This window comes from Streptomyces vastus (assembly GCF_039532825.1).
Lineage (GTDB): Bacteria > Actinomycetota > Actinomycetes > Streptomycetales > Streptomycetaceae > Streptomyces > Streptomyces vastus.
Genome location: NZ_BAAASJ010000099.1, coordinates 99,309 through 117,573, shown reverse-complemented (window position 1 = coordinate 117,573; position 18,265 = coordinate 99,309). Strand labels below are relative to the sequence as shown.

The following is an 18,265-nucleotide window of genomic DNA, read 5'->3' as shown; positions in this document are numbered from 1 at the left end:
AGGGGACAGGCTGGGGGGTAACCGGAAGCATCACGTTGGGGAGGTCGGCGAACGACCATGCACGTCACGCATCTGTCGCTGGCTGACTTCCGCTCGTACGCCCGGGTCGAGGTCGCGCTCGATCCGGGCATCACGGCGTTCGTGGGCCCCAACGGGCAGGGCAAGACGAACCTCGTCGAGGCGGTCGGCTATCTGGCGACTCTCGGAAGCCATCGCGTCTCCTCCGATGGGCCTCTTGTACGGGTGGGTGCGGACCGCGCGATCATCCGGGCGCAGGTACGGCAGGGGGAGCGCCAGCAGCTCGTCGAGCTGGAGCTGAACCCCGGGAAGGCCAACCGCGCCCGTATCAACAGGTCGTCGCAGGTCAGACCCCGTGATGTACTCGGCATCGTACGGACCGTGCTGTTCGCGCCCGAGGATCTCGCACTCGTCAAGGGCGACCCGGGCGAGCGGCGGCGTTTCCTCGACGAGCTGATCACCGCACGCGCCCCGCGCATGGCGGGCGTGCGCTCGGACTACGAGCGTGTACTCAGGCAGCGGAACACGCTCCTGAAGTCCGCCGCGCTGGCTCGCCGCCACGGTGGCCGTTCCATGGACCTGTCCACACTCGACGTGTGGGACCAGCACCTCGCGCGCGTGGGCGCCGAGTTGCTCGCGCAGCGGCTCGATCTGATCGCCGCGCTCCAGCCGCTGGCCGACAAGGCGTACGAGCAGCTGGCGCCCGGTGGTGGCCCCGTTGCCCTGGAGTACAAGCCCTCCTCGCCCGAAATCGTCGGCCACGCGCGCGAGGAGCTGTACGAGCAGCTGATGGCGGCCCTTGCGGAGGCCCGTAAGCAGGAGATCGAGCGGGGCGTCACCCTGGTCGGTCCGCACAGGGACGAACTGCTGCTCAAACTTGGCCAGATGCCCGCGAAGGGATATGCGTCACACGGCGAGTCCTGGTCGTACGCGCTGGCGCTGCGCCTGGCCTCGTACGACATGCTCCGGGCCGAGGGCAACGAGCCGGTGCTGGTCCTCGACGACGTGTTCGCCGAGCTCGACACCCGGCGCCGCGAACGTCTCGCCGAGTTGGTCGCGCCGGGTGAGCAGGTCCTGGTGACGGCGGCGGTCGACGACGACGTACCGGCGGTACTGACGGGGACGCGGTACGTGGTGGCGGAGGGCACGGTGGAGCACGTATGAGCAAAAACACACCGGAACCGGAGAAGAGCCCCAAGTCTCCCGAACCGTCTGGCGTCGACCTTGCGCGCGTGGCCCTGCGTGCGGCGAAAGAGCAGGCACGCGCGCGTGGAGACGCGGCGCAGCAGAAGAAGCAGGCGCGGCGCGGTGGTCTGCGCTCCGGTGCGCGCGCCGACGGCCGTGATCCGATGGCGCTCGGCTCCGCCATCAACCGGCTGATCACCGAGCGCGGCTGGGAGACCCCGGCCGCTGTGGGCGGGGTCATGGGCCGGTGGCCGCAGATCGTCGGGGACGACCTGGCCAAGCACTGCGTACCCGAGAAGTACGACGAGGACGAGCGGACCCTCATCGTGCGGTGCGATTCCACGGCCTGGGCGACGAATCTGCGCCTGCTCGCCCCGCAGCTGGTGGCCCGCCTGAACGAGGACCTCGGCCATGGCACGGTGCGGCTGATCAAGGTGCACGGTCCCGGGGGTCCCGCCCGCCGCTTCGGCCCCCTGCGCGCGCCCGGCAGCAAGGGCCCCGGCGACACCTACGAGTGAGCCAGACCGGGCGGTATGCCGTTCGTAGCGCGCGGTTGGCATCCCGAAGCGCTGAGTGCCGCTGTGAGCCTCTTGGACTCCGGGTCGACGTATGGGGAGTCGGCCGAGTCCGGTTCAGGGCGGCACATGCGGACTCAGGTACCGGCAAACGCCCATCACTGTCGGCGCTACCGGTAGACTGGAGGCTAATCCCGCCCCACTTGTGGGACACACCAAGCAACGCCGACTAAGGCTTACCAACGCAACACGCCGCAGCCGCTCCGGCCATCCGCTAGAGCTGGGTCTGTGCTGTGCCAGAAAGGGCGCTTCGTGGCCGATTCCGGCAACCCCAACGAGAACATCCCGTCCACCGACGCCGGCGCGAACGGCGAGGTCACAGCCTCGTTGTACGACGCCAGTGCCATCACCGTCCTCGAGGGTCTGGACGCGGTCCGCAAGCGACCCGGCATGTACATCGGCTCGACCGGTGAGCGCGGGCTGCACCACCTGGTGCAAGAGGTCGTGGACAACTCCGTCGACGAGGCGCTGGCCGGCCACGCGGACACGATCGACGTCACGATCCTCGCCGACGGCGGCGTGCGGGTTGTCGACAATGGTCGTGGCATCCCGGTGGGTATCGTCGCGTCCGAGGGCAAGCCGGCCGTCGAGGTCGTGCTGACGGTTCTGCACGCGGGCGGAAAGTTCGGCGGCGGCGGCTACGCGGTCTCCGGCGGTCTGCACGGCGTGGGTGTCTCTGTCGTGAACGCCCTGTCGACCAAGGTCTCCGTCGAGATCAAGACCGACGGCTATCGCTGGACGCAGGACTACAAGTTGGGGGTCCCGACGGCCCCGCTTGCCAAGCACGAGGCCACGGACGAGCACGGCACCACGGTCACCTTCTGGGCCGACCCGGACATCTTCGAGACCATCGAGTACTCCTTCGAGACGCTCTCGCGGCGTTTCCAGGAGATGGCGTTCCTCAATAAGGGACTGAGGATCAACCTCACCGACGAGCGCGAGTCGGCGAAGGCCACAGCCGGGGCGGACGAGGCGGGCGAGGACGAGAAGCACGAGGTCAAGAGCGTCTCGTACCACTACGAGGGCGGCATCGTCGATTTCGTGAAGTACCTCAACTCCCGCAAGGGAGACGTGGTGCATCCCACCGTGATCGACCTCGAGGCCGAGGACAAGGACAAGAGCCTTTCCCTCGAACTCGCGATGCAGTGGAACAGCGGTTACAGCGAGGGTGTGTACTCCTTCGCCAACATCATCCACACGCATGAGGGCGGTACGCACGAAGAGGGTTTCCGCGCCGCGCTGACGAACCTGGTCAACAAGTACGCGCGCGACAAGAAGCTGCTGCGTGAGAAGGACGACAACCTCACGGGTGACGACATCCGCGAGGGTCTGACGGCGATCATCTCGGTGAAGCTGAGCGAGCCGCAGTTCGAGGGCCAGACCAAGACCAAGCTGGGCAACACCGAGGTGAAGACCTTCGTCCAGAAGGTCGTCTACGAGCACCTCAACGACTGGCTGGACCGCAACCCGACCGAGGCGGCGGACATCGTCCGCAAGGGCATCCAGGCGGCCACCGCGCGCGTGGCGGCCCGCAAGGCGCGGGACCTCACCAGGCGCAAGGGCCTGCTCGAGACGGCGTCCCTGCCGGGCAAGCTCTCCGACTGCCAGTCGAACGACCCCACCAAGTGCGAGATCTTCATCGTCGAGGGTGACTCCGCCGGCGGCTCGGCCAAGTCCGGCCGCAACCCGGAGTACCAGGCGATCCTCCCGATCCGAGGCAAGATCCTCAACGTCGAGAAGGCGCGGATCGACAAGATCCTGCAGAACCAGGAGATCCAGGCGCTGATCTCGGCCTTCGGTACCGGAGTGCACGAGGACTTCGACATCGAGCGGCTGCGCTACCACAAGATCATCTTGATGGCGGACGCCGACGTCGACGGCCAGCACATCAACACCCTGCTGCTGACGTTCCTGTTCCGCTTCATGCGGCCGCTGGTCGAGGCGGGCCACGTCTTCCTGTCACGCCCTCCGCTCTACAAGATCAAGTGGGGCCGGGACGACTTCGAGTACGCGTACTCGGACCGCGAGCGCGACGCGCTGATCGAGCTCGGCCGCCAGAACGGCAAGCGCATCCGCGAGGACTCGGTCCAGCGCTTCAAGGGCCTCGGTGAGATGAACGCCGAGGAACTGCGCATCACGACCATGGACCAGGAGCACCGCGTTCTCGGCCAGGTCACGCTCGACGACGCCGCCCAGGCCGACGACCTGTTCTCGGTCCTGATGGGCGAGGACGTCGAGGCGCGCCGCCAGTTCATCCAGCGCAACGCCAAGGACGTCCGGTTCCTCGACATCTGAGTCGGTCTCAGCTGACCGCACCAGAAAGGATCTTCACCAGCAATGACCGACGAGAACATTCCAGTCACGCCTGAGGACGAGGGCCTGGCCCTGCGCGTCGAGCCCGTCGGGCTCGAGACGGAGATGCAGCGCTCGTACCTCGATTACGCGATGTCCGTCATCGTGTCGCGCGCGCTGCCGGACGTACGGGACGGTCTCAAGCCCGTCCACCGCCGTGTGCTGTACGCCATGTACGACGGCGGCTACCGGCCCGAGAAAGGCTTCTACAAGTGCGCCCGCGTCGTCGGCGACGTCATGGGCAACTACCACCCGCACGGCGACTCCTCGATCTACGACGCGCTGGTCCGCCTCGCGCAGCCGTGGTCGATGCGGATGCCGCTGGTGGACTCCAACGGCAACTTCGGCTCTCCGGGCAACGACCCGGCGGCGGCCATGCGGTACACCGAGTGCAAGATGGCGCCGCTGTCCATGGAGATGGTCCGCGACATCGACGAGGAAACCGTCGACTTCACGGACAACTACGACGGCCGCTCCCAGGAGCCGACCGTCCTGCCGTCCCGCTTCCCGAACCTGCTGGTCAACGGCTCGGCCGGGATCGCGGTCGGCATGGCCACCAACATCCCGCCGCACAACCTCCGCGAGGTCGCGGCCGGCGCCCAGTGGTATCTGGAGAACCCCGAGGCCTCTCACGAAGAGCTGCTCGACGCCCTGATCGAACGCATCAAGGGCCCCGATTTCCCGAGCGGCGCCCTGGTAGTGGGCCGAAAAGGCATCGAGGAGGCCTACCGCACGGGCCGCGGCTCCATCACGATGCGCGCGGTCGTCGAGGTCGAGGAGATCCAGAACCGCCAGTGCCTGGTGGTCACCGAACTCCCCTACCAGGTCAACCCGGACAACCTCGCGCAGAAGATCGCCGACCTGGTGAAGGACGGCAAGATCGGCGGCATCGCGGACGTACGCGACGAGACCTCGTCCCGTACCGGCCAGCGCCTGGTCATCGTCCTGAAGCGCGACGCGGTCGCCAAGGTCGTACTGAACAACCTCTACAAGCACACCGACCTGCAGACGAACTTCGGCGCCAACATGCTGGCGCTGGTGGACGGCGTGCCGCGCACGCTGTCGCTCGACGCGTTCATCCGCCACTGGGTGAGCCACCAGATCGAGGTCATCGTCCGTCGTACGCGCTTCAGGCTGCGCAAGGCCGAGGAGCGCGCGCACATCCTGCGCGGCCTTCTGAAGGCCCTGGACGCCATCGACGACGTCATCGCACTGATCCGGCGCAGTGACACCGTCGAGATCGCGCGAGAGGGCCTGATGGGCCTCCTGGAGATCGACGAGATCCAGGCCAACGCCATCCTCGAGATGCAGCTGCGGCGCCTCGCCGCCCTGGAGCGCCAGAAGATCGTCCAGGAGCACGACGAACTCCAGGCGAAGATCACCGAGTACAACGCGATCCTCGCCTCGCCGGTCCGCCAGCGCGGCATCATCAGCGAGGAACTCGCCGCGATCGTCGAGAAGTTCGCCGACGACCGCCGCTCCAAGCTGGTGCCCTTCGACGGTGACATGTCCATCGAGGACCTCATCGCAGAAGAGGACATCGTCGTCACCATCTCGCGCGGCGGCTACGTCAAGCGCACAAAAACGGACGACTACCGCTCCCAGAAGCGCGGCGGCAAGGGCGTACGCGGCACAAAGCTGAAGGAAGACGACATCGTCGACCACTTCTTCGTGTCGACGACGCACCACTGGCTGCTGTTCTTCACCAACAAGGGCCGCGTCTACCGGGCCAAGGCGTACGAGCTGCCGGACGCCGGCCGGGACGCGCGCGGCCAGCACGTCGCGAACCTGCTGGCCTTCCAGCCGGACGAGGCGATCGCCGAGATCCTCGCGATCCGTGACTACGAAGCGGCGCCCTATCTCGTACTGGCCACCAAGGGTGGGCTGGTTAAGAAGACGCCGCTTAAGGATTACGATTCTCCGCGTTCCGGCGGCGTCATCGCGATCAACCTCCGTGAAACGGAGGCCGGTTCCGATGATGAACTGATCGGTGCTGAACTGGTTTCGGCCGAGGACGATCTGCTTCTGATCAGCAAGAAGGCGCAGTCGATCAGGTTCACGGCGACCGATGACGCCCTCCGACCCATGGGTCGTGCGACCTCGGGTGTGAAGGGCATGAGTTTCCGTGAGGGCGACGAGCTGCTCTCGATGAATGTTGTTCGAACGGGTACGTTCGTGTTCACCGCCACCGACGGTGGGTACGCAAAGCGGACGCCCGTCGACGAGTACCGCGTCCAGGGTCGCGGTGGCCTCGGCATCAAGGCCGCCAAGATCGTGGAGGACCGTGGATCGCTCGTCGGCGCGCTGGTGGTCGAGGAGACGGACGAGATCCTCGCCATCACGCTGTCGGGCGGTGTGATTCGTACGCGGGTCAACGAGGTCAGGGAGACGGGCCGTGACACCATGGGCGTCCAACTGATCAACCTGGGCAAGCGCGATGCCGTCGTCGGTATCGCTCGGAACGCCGAGGCCGGTCGCGAGGCCGAGGAGGTCGACGCTGTGGACGTCGACGAATCGGACGAGGCCGACACGGTCGTCGGCACGACGGACGAGGGCGACGAGTCCACGGCCGAGTAGGCGAGGAGTGAGTCATCGTGAGCGGAGCCACGGGCGCCGGATCGACCGGTACGGAGACGGACGGCGGCCGTGGCCCCGCCACGGACGCGAAGGACTCCCAAGCGTCCCATGACTCCCAGGGATCCCAGGGGGGAACCGTGACGGACACCCGAGGCGCGCAGACGCCGCAGTACGCGGCGGGCGCGGCGCCAGGCGGCGCGCCGGTGCCCCCGGCTCCCGGTTCGCCGTTGCCCGGCGAGCGGCAGCCTCAGCAGCCCGCTCAGCCGTATCACCCGCCGCAGGCCTACCCGACACAGCCGCCGCCGCCGACGGCCGGCGCCGTCCGTCGGCCGCGCACCGGGGCGCGTACGACGCCCCGTACCCGTAAGGCACGCCTTCGGGTGGCCAAGGCCGACCCCTGGTCGGTGATGAAGGTCAGCTTCCTGCTCTCCATCGCGCTCGGCATCTGCACGATCGTCGCGGCCGCGGTGCTGTGGATGGTCATGGACGCCATGGGCGTCTTCTCCACGGTGGGGGGCACGATCTCCGAGGCCACGGGCTCGAACGAGTCCAACGGCTTCGATCTGCAGTCCTTCCTGTCGCTGCCGCGCGTGCTCATCTTCACGTCGATCATCGCGGTCATCGACGTCGTCCTCGCCACCGCGCTCGCCACCCTCGGCGCGTTCATCTACAACCTCTCGGCGGGCTTCGTCGGCGGCATCGAGCTGACGCTCGCGGAGGACGAGTAATCGTCTTCGGGGCCTCTTGACGGTGTGAGCGCATCCTGGTCAGGGATGCGCTCCAACACTGTCCAGGCCGGCAGGAGGCCACCTCGGATATCGATTTTGGGACTGACCCGGAGGTGCGCTAATCTTCAGAGGTCAGCGCGCGGGACGTACACCGCAGAGCGCGGCGGGGCTATAGCTCAGTTGGTTAGAGCGCATCCCTGATAAGGATGAGGCCACAGGTTCAAATCCTGTTAGCCCCACAGCAGTTAAGTGCCAGGTCAGAAGCCCGGTGGGTCCACAGGATCTATCGGGCTTCTACGTTTATGGATCTTGTTGCCCTCGCTACTGCGCCGTAACTTGAGGCCACAGGTTGGCATGCTGCCGGCCCCACGCCACGAAGACCCCCAGGCAGTCATGGCTGGGGGTCTTTTTCGTGTCCGGTGGCGTACGCAAGTCCGCCCGGTTGTGAGGCTTGCGAGGAGTGTTCGGCGTCTACGTCAGGTCGTGCACGGGGCGGTGGGGTCCGCTTCCTCCTCGCCCTCGGACGGTGTGTCCACGTCTGCTGGCGGGCGGTGGCGGCAGCTGGGTGAGGAGCCGTGGGCCTCGGCGTGGATGCGTTGCTTCATCGTGGGAGGCAGGTTGCGGCTGAAGGACCAGGTCCAGCGGGACATCGTGGGGACCGTGGCTGTGGGGCTCGTCTTGCGGGCGGCTTCGGTCCGGTGTACCGCGGTGGTCGCATGCGCTGTGGTGACGAGTCCGAGCGTCGTGCACAGAGCGATGAAGGCGGTGATGACGGCGGTCCACAGCTTCATGACCTTGTTCCTGGCCATGGTCCCTCACTTTCGGGTTGGGCGATTTGCGTACTTTCCTCATGATGTGTATGAGGGCCGCGAAGTGGTGGACCGACGCTCGTGGCGCGTCGCTCTTCAGATGAACACCACCCGGATGGACCCAAGAGATCCGTAAAGTGGAAGCAGGCGCCGAAATTTGCAGAATGTAGCGAGTTGTCACTCTGCGGTCGGAGCCGCGGCATCCGCTTCTACGGCTGTGTGCCGGGCGGGAGTTGAGGGCCGACGCAGGTCACCGATCGGTATCGGTCGGTGTGTATAGTCGGGCGCCAGAAGTCCCCTACGTCAAGGAAAGACGAGGTCGCGCGGTGAAGAAGCTTCTCCTGGTCGCACTGGCCGCCATCGGCGGGCTCCTCGTGTACCGCCAGATCCAGGCGGATCGCGCCGAGCAGGATCTGTGGACGGAGGCGACTGACTCCGTGCCCACGGGTTCGTGAGTACCGACGACAGTCTCAGTACAGACCCCGACCGCCCTCGCGGTCGGGGTTTTTCGTTGTCTCCACGTCTGTCGCCATGTCTTCTGGTCCGCGTCTTCGAGTCCATATACAGGAAGCGCTTGTGTCGCCGAAGCGGGGATGACGCGGCGGCGGGCGGGGCAGGATGGTCGGGGCTTCGCGGTGTTCGGGGCGCGATGATGCCGGTCCGCGGAAGCCCGGTGGGTGACGATCCGGGGCTACGACGAGGGGTGGCGCGTGATGGGGCGGCGCACGGTGCGGTGGCGCGGCCGTATGGTCTTGACCTGCCTGGCGGCGCTGTGCGCGGTCGCGGTGCCCGGGCCGGCGCAGGGGCAGACACACGGCCAGGGGAGAGCGGCGGGGACGCCTGATCCATACGCCTTCGCCGAGGACGCCCAACTGGTCGAGGGCGCGTCGAACGCGACCGAGGCCGCACAGCTGGCCCCGGGCGGGACCTATCAGAGCTCCGTCCAGAACAACGAGAAGGTCTACTACCGCCTCCGGCTCGACAGCGTCTCCAACGCGTACGTCTCGGCCACCGCCCTCCCCAGGACGGGGACAAAGGTCGCCACGTCCGACGGCATCAAGGTCTCCCTTCAGGACCCCGCCGGCCGCAGCTGCTTCTCCGGAGACGCCGAAGAAGCCCGGTTCGGGCCCACCGAGAGCCCGCGCCCCCTCACCGCCTGGGCGTCGCGCAGAGTCGGCCCCGACGAGTACGCCTGCCAGACGGCGGGGACGTACTCCGTGGTCGTGGAGCGCACCAGCCGAGCCGATTCCTCGCCGGACGAGTGGAGCCTGGAGCTTCAGTACGTGTCCGAGCCCGCACTCAGGAAGACCGGCCTAACGGCCGCCCCCGAGACCTGGAACTCCGCCTCTCCAGAGCCTGTCAGCGGCACGGCGAAGCCCCGCAGGGGCGGCACGAGTTTCAACGACGCGCGCGCCCTCGATCAGGGCATCTGGAGAGACGGCATCCGGGCCGGGCAGACACTCTTCTACCGGATCCCGGTCGACTGGGGACAGCAGCTCTACGCCACGGCCGAACTGGGCGCGGCCGACGGCGACGGCTTCCTGGGCAACGCCCTCGTCATCTCGCTCCACAACCCGGTGCGTGCCTTCGTGGACGACGCTCGCACCGGATACGACGGCACACCGAAGTCGGCTGCCCTGGAGCCGCTGCCCGCGGTCGCCTACGAGAACCGGTACACCCTAGACGACCAGGTCAGCGGGATGCGGTTCGCCGGCTGGTACTACCTCGCCGTGCATCTCGGCGCCGAGGCGGCCGAAAAATTTGGTGACGGGCCGATCGACCTGATGCTGAGCGTGCGCGTGAGCGGTGCGGCGGGCGCCGAACCGGCGTACAAGGGGACGGCCAGGCCTCGCGGTGTGTTCGATGTCACGGAGGAGGACAACGAGGCGGCGGCGAGCGGAGCCGGGGCGGCTGGCGGGCGTGACGGGGATGGCAGCGACGCCACGATGAAGCTGGTGGCCGCGGGCGGGATCGGCGCGGGGAGCGTGCTCGTGCTGGTACTCGGGGTGTGGACTGTGATCGCCCGGCGGCGGGCGGGACGTACGGCGGCAATGGCCGGCGGTGCCGTCGCGCGAGGGTACGAGCCGCCGCAGGCCCGGTAGCTCGCCGAGGCCGACCACACCGGCTCAGTTCCGGGCCTCGCGGCCTGTCGGGCTCAGATCCGAGTCAGAGCCCAGAACCCGACTGCGAAGCAGACCAGCGCGAGCAGCAGTACCGGAATCGCCACCTGTGCGGGCGGCCCGGGACGCCGGAGCGCGCGCCTGCCACGGTGCCGCGCAACTGGCTGTGGCTGAGGTGGAACCTGAACGTCGCGAGCGGTGTATGAAGCAGTAGAGGCAAAGGCGTGCGGCTGCGACGCGGGGGCCGCGTCCTGGGGGGAGGTCACATGCGCGGGTCCGAACGACGGAGCGTGGGCGGGAGCCGGGAGCGCGAAGGAGCTGGGGGGAGTGGGGGCCTGCTCCGGCTGTGGCTGAGCTGGTTGCTGGGGCTCTGGGGGGCGCTGTGGGTGGGGCTGCCGCTGGTGTCGCTGCGTGTGAGAGGTGGCCGTCCGGGGCTGAGGCGGAGGCGGCAGGTGGAAGCTGCCGGTGTCCGACATCGTGGACGTCGGGGAGGGCTGTGGGGGCACGGCAAAGGGGGCGGGGGGAGGCGGTTCGGCGTCGGGCAGGGGCGTGCCGTCAGGGAGTACGGCGCCCGCGTGGTCCGCAGACGGGACGGGACCCGTCTGCGGATGCGGAGGCGCGATGCCCGCGCTGGTGTCCTGAGTCGCGCTGTCGAGGCCCGGGTTGGTGTGCTGAGGAGCGCTGTTGTGCCCCCGGCCAGGTGTCGCGTTCAGGAGCGGGCCGTACGTGCCGGACTCCGTTGCCGGCAGGCCGTCCGGCTCGGACCCTGCCGGGAGCGGACCCTCCGGGCCGAACCCCGGCGGAAGCGGGCCGAGCTGGTCGAAGATCTCGATGACTTCGTCCTCGGCGCCTGGGTCCGGCAGGAGCTCCCTGGCCGAGGCGAGGGCCTTGCGCGCCCCCGTGGCGGTGCGGAACCGCGCTTGTGGGTCCGGCTGCACCAAGGCGGCCACGACCTGCCACAGCGGCTCGGGAACGCTCTTCGGGGCACCCGGGGTGCCATGCGCCGCGAAGTACTCGATGAGTGCCTTGGCATCGGGCTTGGCGCCCTCCAGCAGATAGAGGGCGACCAGACCCACGGCGAACAGGTCGGCGGGGAAGTCCGGCTCCTCACCGAGCAGTTGCTCGGGTGCAAGGTAACCCGGCGTCCCCACCACGTAGTTGGTCTCCGTCAGCCGTGGCTCGCCCAGACGCATCGCGATGCCGAAGTCGGACAGCCGCAGCCGCGGACGGCCCGTCCCGGTCGCCTCCAGAAGGATGTTGGCGGGCTTGATGTCGCGGTGCACGACCCCCTCCGCGTGCACCGCGGCAAGTCCCGCCAGCAGCTGATCGAGCAGGGTGCAGACGAACACCGGCGGCAGGGGACCGTAGTCCCCGATCAGATGGATCAGCGAGCCTCCGCCGATCAGGTCCATGGTGAACAGAACCTTGTCGTCGTCGGCCGCCCAGCTGGCGGGAGCGAGCACATGCGGGTGATCGATCCGCAGCGCCTGCTCCCGCACGAAGCGCAACAGCGCATGCGCGTCGCTCTGTTGCAGGACCTTGGCGGCCACATACCGACGCCGCCGATGATCCCAGGCACGCCAGACCGCACCGACTCCCCCGCGTCCGATCGGATCGACCAGTTCGTACCGGCCGGCGAAGACCTCACCCATGGTCGTGCGTCGCTCCCCCTTCGGCAGTCGGCACGGCGGCCTCATCAGAGGCCCGGCTGCCTCGCTCCCCGCACCCAGCAAGCTCAACAGGCCTACGGATACGGAGTGTTCAACAGCCGGGCGGCGGGCTCAGCTCTGGTGGGACTGGTAGTGCGAGACCGCATCGGAGGTGCGGCCGGCCCCGTACACCCGGAGGAACTCTGCCAGCTCCGGGTGGCTCGGGGCGAGGGTGTCCGCCGCCTCGATGATGTCCCCCGCAGCCGCCACGGAGCGGAGCAGCGACTGTATCTCGCGTACCACTCGCTTGACCGTGGGCGCACCCGAACTGCTCGACGACTGCGTGCTGTTGCTGAGCACCGATCCCCCCTGCGACTTCTTGATCTCCTCCATGCGCTCAGTGGCCTCGGCCGCGCTCACGCTGCCGTCGGCGACCTGACCGGAGAGGTCCTGCAGCAACTGCACTCGCTGCACCACCGCCGGATTGCCGATCTTGGCGCGCTGACCACTCATCAGCTGCGACAACATCGGTGCGGACAGTCCCAATACCCCCGCCAGACGAGCCTGGTTGAGCCCCAGGTCATCTATGAGCCTACGGAAGAGCGCCCCCAGCGGCTCCCCGTACCAATTCCGCTGCAGCTCCCGCGCTCTTGCGGTTGCTTCCTGCTGTGCGGCGTCCATTCGCGTCTCCCCATCGCTTCGTACCGTGGTTCGCTGAAGCGAACCACGTCGAGCATCTTATGGAGAGTGGTCGTTCGCCGGGAGCCCAATCCTTTTGCAGGATCCTGGGGGTAACCCGGTACTCTGGGCTGCGGCGCTCTTCGGGAGAAGATTCTCCCGGCGGACGCTTCCCATCCGGGGCCTTAGCTCAGTTGGTAGAGCGCTGTCTTTGCATGGCAGATGTCAGGGGTTCGACTCCCCTAGGCTCCACACATTTGCACCCCCCTGACCTGCGGAAACGCAGTCAGGGGGGTGTTTTTGTCCCTATTTCCCGTGCTGACGTGTCAGCGCGGTGATGCTGACGTAAGCCCGCGGTGGCCTGCGGTTGCAGGGCCTGGGGCGGCCTTTGCTCCCCCGCGTGATCCCCCGGGGAGGCGAAGTGCCTTCCGGTTTCCTACTCGTTTGACACACTGGGGTCATGTCCGAGACGACGTACAGCATCGGTGAGGGGCCGGCGACCCGGGTCAGCCTGTCTCTGCCTGAGGGGACCGCGGAGGCGATCCGGGCGCGGGTCGGTAAGCGGGAGTTCTCCGCGTTCATCGCCGCGGCCGTCGAGCGGGAGCTGCGGGGGCAGGTGCTGGACGAGTACCTGGCCGACTACGAGAGCCGCAAGGGGCCGGTGTCCGAGCAGGCGCGGCAGCGGGCGCGGCAGGCGTTCGACGAGGTGTTCGCTGAGGAAGAGCAGTGGCCCGCCGCAGGTTGAGTCACAAGGGGACGTTGGTCCTGGACAGCGAGGGGCTCTCCAAGCTGATCGCCGATGACGAGACGGTGGTGGCCCTGGTCGCGGAGGCGCGCTCGCGGGGCATGGAGGTGGTGATCTGCTCGCTCACCATCATCGAGGCCGTCCACGCCCGTAACAAGGCTCGGCTGAGCTGGCTGCTGTCGGGACTGCGTGTGATCCCGGTGGGCGATGAGGAGGCGAAGGCGGCCTCGGCGCTGCTGATGGGGGCGGGGCTGCATGGTCACAAGTACGCCATCGACGCGGCCGTGGCCGAGGCTGCCCTGCGGCAGCAGCGTCCATTGGCCATGCTGACGTCCTACATCGACGACATGGCCAAGCTCTGCGGCGACCGGGTCCGACTCGTGGCTGTGTGAGGCGGCCTGGTGTGTCCTTCAACCATGGAGCTTCAGGACTTCCGAGTGCGCCGACTGGCAGGTTCCAGCAGTGACTTCGCGGCCTTCGGATGGGAGAGGGCCCGTCATAGCGACGCGCGCCGCCGCTCCCGCAAGATCTTCCAGTGCGTGGTGGACCTGACGGTGTTCTGCGTGCTGCCGCTGGCGGGGCTGGTGGTGTTCTGGGCCGGCGGACCGGGCAGCGGGTCGCTCGTCGGCCTGTCGGTGCTGGAGGCGCTGGCGGTGGCTGGCCTCGGCGTGCAGGTCGTGTTGTACGCCAGGCCGGCGCGCGGTGCGGCCTGAACCCCTACCAGTGACTTACGGCTCCGAGCGCGCCGGTGTGTGGAGCGGGGGAGGGAAGGGTCAGATGGACGAGGCGTTGCGGGCGGCGTTGCTGGCGGCCTTGGCCGAAGGCGCTGGCGGGGAGCCCGGGCGCCGGCTGGTGGAGGAACTGGTGCGGGCCTGGCACAGGACCCGAGTGCCTCCGCGCAAGTGCTTGCCGAGGCGGCTGCCCAGCCCGCCCGCAGGGGGCGGTGCGGTTGAACCGCGGGAGAAGCGGCAGGAGCACACCGCGCTGTGGTGACGGGGCCCGTGCCCCCTCGGCGCCGCCGAGATGCAGCCGGTCGACGCCGGGGACCTATAACCTTCCAGGTTTCCGCCCGTGTGCTTTCGGCAGACGATGAGCGAGCCGTCACCGCGAGGGGTGACGCAGACGGCGAGGCAAAAGGCAGCCCGCGGCGTCTCGTCGTCCCATCGGTCTTGGACAGAGGCGGCCCGGCTGACCTGCTGCTGCCTACGTTCGTAGCAGTGCCAGAACCCACCTGCTACGACGTCGAAAGGACTTCCCAATCGTGTGCCGAGAGGTACATCGATCGCAGCAGACCGCGGTGGTATCGCCTGGGCCTGCGCAGATTGCCGCTGGCACGGCCGGAGTCACGGGGTCTGGGCGCCAGGCCGGCAAACCCGGCCAGGCGGTCGGCGCTGCCGAAGGCGTCCATGTCACCGCCGGTCGCGGCGATGAACTCGGCGCCGAGTTTCGTGCCCATGCCGGGCAGGCTGCGGATCACCTCGGCGTGCGGATGCTCGCGAAACCTGGCCTCGATCAGGGCGTTGAGCTCGGCGATCTCCTCATCGAGGGCCATCACCCCCTTCGCGAGGCGGACCACCATGGCGGCGGCCAGCGTCTCACCGGGCAGCGCGGTCTGCTGGGCCTGGGCAGCCTCAACGGCCGTCCTCGCGAGCGCGGCGACGCCACGGACCTTGCGGTTCCTCAGCCAGCTCTCGATGCGCCTGGCGCCGGCACGGCGGATCGCGGCCGGGGTCTGGTAGCCGGTCAGCAGCATCACCGGGCCCTTGTTGACCAGGTCCAGCGACCGCTCCAACGCAGGGAGGATCTCCAGCAGTCGAGCCCGCAGACGGTTGATCTGGCGCGTGCGGTCGAAGACCTCGGTTCGACGGAGGTCGCGAAAGTCAACAGGCAGACCGCGGCGAGTAGCTGACGGGGCAGGGGCTGGGCCCCGCGAGAGCACGGCGCGCACCGCGCGGAACGGGCTCCTCAACTTGGGGTCACCCGGCCACCGGCGTGGAGGTTACGCAATGCACACGGGCGCTGATGCGCCAGCAACGGGACACTGTGAATCACCCAACTCGCCATCAACAACAGCTACTCGGGGGATATGACGATGCGACGCTTCACTGCGAGAGCGGCGACCGTGGCCGGCGCGGCCATCATGTTGGCAGGGGTCACCCAGGCGCAGGCCGCGGACCTTCCCACGGTCACAGAGAAGACCGTGCAGGTCTCCGGCGCCAGCATCACGGGCTGCTCCCACGCAGGCGGTTCACTCACCACCACGTTCGTGTCAGCGGTGCTGCCGGTCGGGGAGAACGGGGTCGGGTTCGGAGTGGGCAGCTACCGGTGGTCGCTGAAAGTCACCGATGAATGCGCCGAGACCGGCCAGGCCAACCTGCGAGCCCGGTACAGCGCCTACATTCCTGGCGCGGGCACCCACACCAGCGGCTGGTTCACCGTCGCCTCCTCCGGCACGCTGAACATCAGCACCGGCATTGCCCTGGGAGTAGAGTTCGCCGTCTGCGACTACACCCTCGCCGAAGGCAATCAGAACTGTGGCGCCGTCGACTGACCGTTCCACGCCGCGCTTCGCGCCGCCGACCCACCGCCGGTGGAGCGTTGGGCACATGCTCAGGTTGGCGCGATCAGGCAGGAGCGCAGTCATGACCGGATCACTGTCCGGCAGAGGTGGCCAGGGCGACCCTCTTGTGCAGCGGGCGAGCGGCGGCGGCTGGATGAGCTACGCCGCCGACGCGGCCGCCTGTTCCAAGACTTCGGGCCAGGCCGCGAAGTGGGCCCCAGCTCGGCCTCGGTGAGCCCGGGAACGGGCCAAGAGATGATCTTGAGCCTCGCCCAGCGAAAGGCACCCAGAGTTCCTGGCGCACTGCTGCCTGGAGGCACGCGGGGGTTTGAGAGGGGGGTACGTGGGGTTTGCGAGAATGGGACGCCCGGGTGGGTTCTGGCCGAGGTGCAGGTACATGCGGAGAGCGCGCTTATCACTGGCGATGGCTCCGCAGGGCAGGCGGCACGGCCGAGGTGCGAACGGACGCCGTGGTCGCTATGGAGTGCGCGACGGGCGCATGTCGACCTCGGACCCTGAGTGGGGTGCGCGGCGGCCACCCGAACGTGCGGGAACGGGCTTCCGGGATGACGGGGTTCTCTACGCACTGCGATATCCACCCCGGTGGGGTGCCGCCTTCGCCCCTGCTTGATCACCTGCGGGAGGTACCGCTCGCCGGGGCGACTCGGAGGGGCGATGACCAGCCCCACTACATCTGGCAGCGAGGCAGTCCATGAGCTGCACGCGATGCGCCGGCCCGACGAGATCCGTGACCCCACCCTTGGCCAGCCCTTCCGGTGAAGTGACGGAACGAAACCGCTCACCGCACCGTGAGGATGCGGTGTTGGCCGTGGGCGGACAGGGGGCGGGCGTCATGGATGCTGGTGACCCAGGTGACTGCCGCGTACCGGCCGGGGGCGAGCGGCGGCGTGAGGGTGATGGCCCGCCCAGAGGAGAGAGGTGGCGTGCCGAGCTGGTGGGAGACGTCGAACGGCGGCGCAGGCGAGGTGTTGTCGAAGAACGCCTGCAGGTCCTCCTCGGTGACAGCGTCGTCGGTGATGAGGTAGAGGGCGAGTTCGTTGACCTGATCGGGCATGCGGTTGACGTAGCGCACCGGCCGGCCGGGCCGGACCCGGCCATGCAGGGCGAAGTGTGGTCCGCGTCCGGGGACGTCCACGGCGATGATCGTGGCGCAGGGTGGTGCGGGCGAGGTGTCCGTACGCGGTTCGTGGACCGTCAGGCGGCGGACGTACTCCTGGCCCGGTGCCGGTTCGCGGCCCCGCTCGCCTTCGAAGTCGAGGAACTCCAGCAGCAGATACCGGCCGGCATCCAGTTCCACGGTGAAGGCGGTGTCCGTGCCGACGTGGGCGAATCCGCCGCCGTACAACTCGGCGGCGGCCATCAGGGCCTTGGTCGCCTCGATGTTCTCCCGCCCCTCGGTGCTGAAGATCCGTCGCAGCCGGGTGCGGAACACCGCCTCGCTCACGCCGGGCCGCAGCCGGGCTAGGCCGACGGCGCCGGTCGAGGTACTGGTGGTACGCAACCGGACGGCCACCGCTCCCGCGGCGGCCGTCCCGGGAGCGGAGAAGCCGTCCTCTCCGGTGACCACGTGCAGAGGCGTCCGCGGGGCACCCGTGCCTTGCGGAGCCCGTGCGTGCGCGGCGCCGCCCGCGGCCACCGTCGCGCCCAGTGCTGCCAGGCTCACGATGGCACTGCGCCTGCTCGGCTGAATCATGGGAGAGTCCTTCCCTCACTGGGCTGTTGGAGACTTCAGGAAACGGGCGTTCCTCGCTGCGTCAGCGGCTCTTGCTCGCTGGCACGATCGTATTGTTCCGGTCCAGCGGCACGATCGTCTGGTTCCGCTCCAGCGGTACGACCGTCTGGGCCGACGCGGCGCCGACCGTGCCCGCGAGCATTCCGGCGGCCATGACGCTGACGGCGATTGCCTTCTTCGTACGTGTCACTTCGACTCCTCAGATGTGTAGGCGATACAGATACCCTCGCGCCGGCGAGGACGTTTTGACCCAGTGCGTACCTTTGGAGCTGACGCACCGGTACTTGTAGCGGATCAACTGGCCCTTCTTGACCATCACCTTGATCGGTGCGTGGCGGGACATCCCTTCGCGAATGGGTGCCTTGCGCATGGTGTGCGCGTACTGGGGCCCTACGTACTCGCACTCAAACGACGGGGCCGAACCGGCGAGGGCGGGGTTCGCCGTCACCGCGAGGATTCCGGCGGCCAGGACGCCGGCGGCCAACGCCTTCTTCATGCGTGTCACTTCACCTCCTA

General features: G+C 68.2%; 18 protein-coding genes, 2 tRNA genes and 1 pseudogene. 14 read left to right on the top strand and 7 right to left on the bottom strand.

What is annotated here, in order from left to right; genetic code table 11:
• Positions 1–57 precede the first annotated feature (57 nt).
• From recF to ABD357_RS32080, 6 genes are all read left to right on the top strand, one after another.
• Positions 58–1,182 carry a DNA replication/repair protein RecF gene (recF, locus tag ABD357_RS32105; RefSeq protein ID WP_344394539.1) on the top strand — a complete coding sequence of 375 codons (1,125 nt, stop codon included), beginning with the start codon at positions 58–60 and terminating at the stop codon, positions 1,180–1,182.
• Complete coding sequence (locus tag ABD357_RS32100; protein ID WP_344394538.1) at positions 1,179–1,721, top strand: DciA family protein; 543 nt, start codon at positions 1,179–1,181, stop codon at positions 1,719–1,721. The genes recF and ABD357_RS32100 overlap by 4 nt, the downstream gene beginning before the upstream one ends.
• Before the next feature lie 309 nt (positions 1,722–2,030).
• Positions 2,031–4,073, top strand: a complete 2,043-nt coding sequence (gene gyrB, locus ABD357_RS32095) for a DNA topoisomerase (ATP-hydrolyzing) subunit B (protein WP_344394537.1) — start codon at positions 2,031–2,033, stop codon at positions 4,071–4,073.
• Positions 4,074–4,115: 42 nt separating this feature from the next.
• A complete protein-coding gene (gyrA, locus tag ABD357_RS32090; RefSeq protein ID WP_344394536.1) occupies positions 4,116–6,707 on the top strand; it encodes a DNA gyrase subunit A in 2,592 nt (863 codons plus the stop codon).
• A gap of 17 nt (positions 6,708–6,724) precedes the next feature.
• Positions 6,725–7,435 carry a DUF3566 domain-containing protein gene (locus ABD357_RS32085; RefSeq protein WP_344394535.1) on the top strand — a complete coding sequence of 237 codons (711 nt, stop codon included), beginning with the start codon at positions 6,725–6,727 and terminating at the stop codon, positions 7,433–7,435.
• Between the two features lie 165 nt (positions 7,436–7,600).
• Positions 7,601–7,674, top strand: a tRNA-Ile gene (locus tag ABD357_RS32080).
• A gap of 237 nt (positions 7,675–7,911) precedes the next feature.
• Here the strand turns inward: ABD357_RS32080 and ABD357_RS32075 are convergent.
• Positions 7,912–8,244: a DUF6344 domain-containing protein gene (locus ABD357_RS32075; RefSeq protein WP_344394534.1), complete on the bottom strand. Its 333-nt coding sequence runs from the start codon at positions 8,242–8,244 to the stop codon at positions 7,912–7,914.
• Between the two features lie 326 nt (positions 8,245–8,570).
• Between ABD357_RS32075 and ABD357_RS32070 the strand changes: the two genes are divergently transcribed.
• Together ABD357_RS32070 and ABD357_RS32065 are read left to right on the top strand one after the other, a co-directional pair.
• Positions 8,571–8,699 carry a DLW-39 family protein gene (locus ABD357_RS32070; protein ID WP_003999697.1) on the top strand — a complete coding sequence of 43 codons (129 nt, stop codon included), beginning with the start codon at positions 8,571–8,573 and terminating at the stop codon, positions 8,697–8,699.
• A 222-nt stretch (positions 8,700–8,921) separates the two neighbouring features.
• Positions 8,922–10,346 (top strand): hypothetical protein, encoded by a 1,425-nt coding sequence (locus ABD357_RS32065; RefSeq protein WP_344394533.1) that lies wholly within the window; start codon positions 8,922–8,924, stop codon positions 10,344–10,346.
• Positions 10,347–10,399: 53 nt separating this feature from the next.
• On the opposite strand, the gene ABD357_RS32060 is transcribed toward ABD357_RS32065, so the two are convergent.
• Together ABD357_RS32060 and ABD357_RS32055 are read right to left on the bottom strand one after the other, a co-directional pair.
• Positions 10,400–12,016, bottom strand: a complete 1,617-nt coding sequence (locus tag ABD357_RS32060) for a serine/threonine-protein kinase (RefSeq protein ID WP_344394532.1) — start codon at positions 12,014–12,016, stop codon at positions 10,400–10,402.
• Between the two features lie 129 nt (positions 12,017–12,145).
• On the bottom strand, positions 12,146–12,694 hold the full coding sequence (locus ABD357_RS32055; protein ID WP_344394530.1) for a helix-turn-helix domain-containing protein: 549 nt from the start codon (positions 12,692–12,694) through the stop codon (positions 12,146–12,148).
• Between the two features lie 176 nt (positions 12,695–12,870).
• Between ABD357_RS32055 and ABD357_RS32050 the strand changes: the two genes are divergently transcribed.
• The 4 genes from ABD357_RS32050 to ABD357_RS32035 all read left to right on the top strand — a co-directional run bounded on the left by ABD357_RS32050 (position 12,871) and on the right by ABD357_RS32035 (position 14,149).
• A tRNA-Ala gene (locus ABD357_RS32050) sits at positions 12,871–12,943 on the top strand.
• Between the two features lie 208 nt (positions 12,944–13,151).
• The gene (locus ABD357_RS32045) at positions 13,152–13,436 is read left to right on the top strand and encodes a hypothetical protein (RefSeq protein WP_344394529.1); all 285 of its coding nucleotides are present in this window, start codon (positions 13,152–13,154) and stop codon (positions 13,434–13,436) included.
• The gene (locus ABD357_RS32040) at positions 13,418–13,828 is read left to right on the top strand and encodes a DNA-binding protein (protein WP_344394527.1); all 411 of its coding nucleotides are present in this window, start codon (positions 13,418–13,420) and stop codon (positions 13,826–13,828) included. The genes ABD357_RS32045 and ABD357_RS32040 overlap by 19 nt, the downstream gene beginning before the upstream one ends.
• Before the next feature lie 24 nt (positions 13,829–13,852).
• Entirely contained in the window at positions 13,853–14,149 is a 297-nt protein-coding gene (locus ABD357_RS32035) for a hypothetical protein (protein WP_344394526.1), read from the top strand.
• Between the two features lie 551 nt (positions 14,150–14,700).
• Here the strand turns inward: ABD357_RS32035 and ABD357_RS32030 are convergent.
• Positions 14,701–15,303: pseudogene (locus ABD357_RS32030) on the bottom strand (transposase); the annotation flags it as partial.
• A gap of 225 nt (positions 15,304–15,528) precedes the next feature.
• Here ABD357_RS32030 and ABD357_RS32025 point away from each other — a divergent pair.
• Both ABD357_RS32025 and ABD357_RS32020 read left to right on the top strand, forming a co-directional pair.
• Positions 15,529–15,987 (top strand): hypothetical protein, encoded by a 459-nt coding sequence (locus ABD357_RS32025; RefSeq protein ID WP_344394525.1) that lies wholly within the window; start codon positions 15,529–15,531, stop codon positions 15,985–15,987.
• Positions 15,988–16,078: 91 nt separating this feature from the next.
• On the top strand, positions 16,079–16,231 hold the full coding sequence (locus ABD357_RS32020) for a hypothetical protein (RefSeq protein ID WP_344394524.1): 153 nt from the start codon (positions 16,079–16,081) through the stop codon (positions 16,229–16,231).
• Positions 16,232–16,795: 564 nt separating this feature from the next.
• Here the strand turns inward: ABD357_RS32020 and ABD357_RS32015 are convergent.
• From ABD357_RS32015 to ABD357_RS32005, 3 genes are all read right to left on the bottom strand, one after another.
• The gene (locus ABD357_RS32015) at positions 16,796–17,710 is read right to left on the bottom strand and encodes a hypothetical protein (protein WP_344394523.1); all 915 of its coding nucleotides are present in this window, start codon (positions 17,708–17,710) and stop codon (positions 16,796–16,798) included.
• A gap of 61 nt (positions 17,711–17,771) precedes the next feature.
• Positions 17,772–17,939, bottom strand: a complete 168-nt coding sequence (locus tag ABD357_RS32010) for a hypothetical protein (protein ID WP_344394522.1) — start codon at positions 17,937–17,939, stop codon at positions 17,772–17,774.
• A gap of 9 nt (positions 17,940–17,948) precedes the next feature.
• Positions 17,949–18,254: a hypothetical protein gene (locus ABD357_RS32005; protein WP_344394521.1), complete on the bottom strand. Its 306-nt coding sequence runs from the start codon at positions 18,252–18,254 to the stop codon at positions 17,949–17,951.
• Between the last annotated feature and the right edge of the window lie 11 nt (positions 18,255–18,265).